Raw genomic sequence first — 1,817 nt, 5'->3', positions numbered from 1 at the left:
CGTCGCGAACGTGTTGTCGACCACGGTCAGCGCACCGGCGTCGTGTGCCGCCGCGCTCACCGCTTCGAGGTCGGCGACCTCGAGCGTGGGGTTGGTGGGGGACTCGAGCCAGACCATGGCGGCGCCCTGCGCGGCCTTCGCGACAGTGTCGGTGTCGGTCACGTCCACCTGTCGCAGCGCGATCCGGTCCGCGTCGCGACGCTCTCGCAGCTGATCGAGGACACCCAGGTATGCGGTCTCTGGGGCGACGACGACGGCTCCCTCAGGCAGCAGAGACAGCACGGCGCTGCCGGCCGCCAGGCCCGAGGCGAACGCCAGGGCTCGTCCGTTCTCCAGGCCGCCGAGAACCTCCTCGAACGCCTCCCACGTGGGATTCCCGTAGCGGCCGTACCCGCGCTCGCCGCCGGCGCGGTACGTCGAGGCGAACGTGACGGGCTCGTTGAGAGGGGCGTCGGGGGCGGGCGCAGGTCGCCCGTCGACCACGAGTCGTGTCTGCGGGGAGTAAGTCGAGTCGCGGGAATTCGCCATGGTTCCAGTATCTGTGGGCGGTGTCTGCGTTCGTACTCCGGCCCGTTTCAGATCTACCGACATCGTCCAAGTCATAGGTGAGACAACGTCGGTAGATCGAACGCCAGACGCTCAGACGCCAGGGTGACGCGACCAGAGCGACGCGGCCGGGATCGGGCGGGGTAAGCGCTCGGCGGTACGGTTGGGAAATGACCAGTGCCTTCGTCAAAGACGATGCTGCCCTCGTTGACCTGCGTCAGGTTGCCGGTGCTGAGGCGGTGCGCACATCGGTGACCGATCTCGCCGCGATGGCGCACGACGCGTCGCATTACCTGCTGTATCCGCAGGGTGTCTTCGTCGCACGGACAGCTTCCGACGTCGCTGGAGCGATGCGGACGGCTGCGCGGCACCGTCTCCCCGTCACGTTCCGCTCTGCCGGCACGAGCCTGTCCGGGCAGGCATCGACGGCGGGTCTGCTGATCGACACCCGGCGGCACTTCACCGGCATCGACGTCCTCGACGACGGTGCGCGCGTGCGCGTCCAGCCGGGCCTGACGCTGCGTCAGGTGAATGCTCAGCTCGCTCCGTACGGCCGTCGTCTCGGGCCCGACCCCGCGAGCGAGTCCGCATGCACCATCGGCGGGGTCGTCGCCAACAACTCGAGCGGGATGTCGTGCGGCACGACCGACACCGCGTACCGCACCATCGATTCGATGGTGCTCATTCTGGCGAGCGGGACCGTGCTCGACACCGGTGCGCCCGACGCCGATGCGCAGCTGAAGGCTCGCGAGCCTGACTTGTATGCCGGACTGATCCGGCTCCGCGAAAGGGTCCGGGCCGATGCCGCCATGCGGGCGACAGTCGAGCACCAGTTCTCGATGAAGAACACGATGGGCTACGGGGTCAACGCGCTGCTGGACTTCGCCGAGCCGGTCGACATCCTCACGCACCTGGTGGTGGGGAGCGAAGGCACGCTCGGTTTCGTCGCCGAGGCGACGCTGCGTACCGTCCCCTTGCTGCCGCATGCCGCGACCACCCTGCTCGTCTTCGACTCCATCCCACGCGCGACGGACGCGCTTGAGGCACTGATCGCGTCCGGTGCCCGGGCGATCGAGCTTCTCGACGCTTCGTCGCTCCGCGTCGCGCAATCCGACCCGAAGGCGCCTGTGGCCATCACAGATCTGGCGGTCCGTGAGCACACCGCGCTCCTCGTCGAGTATCAGGCGCAGACGGCTGCGGAGCTGGAAGATGTGGTCGGTGCGGCGCGAACCACGTTGGACACGATGGTGTTCGGCGGGCGGGCGGAGGGA

At 68.5% G+C, this 1,817-nt stretch carries 2 protein-coding genes; one reads left to right on the top strand and one right to left on the bottom strand.

Annotation, left to right across the window (positions count from 1 at the left end; all coding sequences use genetic code 11):
- Positions 1 to 528: aminotransferase class I/II-fold pyridoxal phosphate-dependent enzyme (locus ELR45_RS38155; RefSeq protein WP_205856760.1), on the bottom strand; the 528-nt coding region annotated here is incomplete at its 3' end.
- 188 nt (positions 529 to 716) lie between these two features.
- Between ELR45_RS38155 and ELR45_RS38150 the strand changes: the two genes are divergently transcribed.
- On the top strand, positions 717 to 1,817 hold a 1,101-nt coding region (locus ELR45_RS38150), incomplete at its 3' end, for an FAD-binding oxidoreductase (protein ID WP_205856759.1).

Origin of the sequence: Phytoactinopolyspora endophytica, assembly GCF_004138495.1 — a bacterium.
GTDB lineage: Bacteria > Actinomycetota > Actinomycetes > Jiangellales > Jiangellaceae > Phytoactinopolyspora > Phytoactinopolyspora endophytica.
Note: the sequence above shows the minus strand (reverse complement) of the source record. Positions and strands in the feature narration are given on the sequence as shown.